Origin of the sequence: Bacillus sanguinis (assembly GCF_018332475.1) — a bacterium.
GTDB classification, from domain to species: domain Bacteria; phylum Bacillota; class Bacilli; order Bacillales; family Bacillaceae_G; genus Bacillus_A; species Bacillus_A sanguinis.
This window is the reverse complement of the sequence record NZ_BOQB01000414.1, coordinates 1-445: the sequence shown is the minus strand read 5'-3', so window position 1 is coordinate 445 and position 445 is coordinate 1. Positions and strand designations below refer to the sequence as shown.

General features: G+C 29.9%; 1 protein-coding gene. It reads right to left on the bottom strand.

Annotation, left to right across the window (positions count from 1 at the left end):
- A partial coding sequence (locus tag KI369_RS26975) for a DUF3891 family protein (RefSeq protein ID WP_212958628.1) occupies positions 1-445 on the bottom strand: 445 nt, incomplete at both ends.

Sequence of the window (445 nt, the reverse complement as noted above, 5' to 3'; positions counted from 1 at the left end):
CAATTTCATTTTTCTTTTCTACACCTGGTTTATTCATACAGACATATAAAGAAAGTTCATCGCAAAACTTTAATAATCTATAATGTTTATCGAACATCACAAATTGCTCTTTTGTTAGCGTTGTCAATATTCTTTTTTGTCGTTCCAATTCCCCCGCATAAAATGACATCATCTCTTCATCTTCCTCATTTAATGGAAATGATAAAAAATGCTTACTACAAAGTAATGCTCCGTATGGATTGGAATCTTCAATTTCATTCAAACCAATCGTATAAAAAACAAAGCGCAATGAACTGGGACAATCCATAAATGTATATGGGATATTTTTAGCATCATTCAAAATTGGAACTTTATCAAGTTCTATCCATCCTCTATCATGCTCATATATTGCATCAATTGTCTCTTTTAAATATGTATCATTTTCAAAAAAAGCTTCTTTTATATG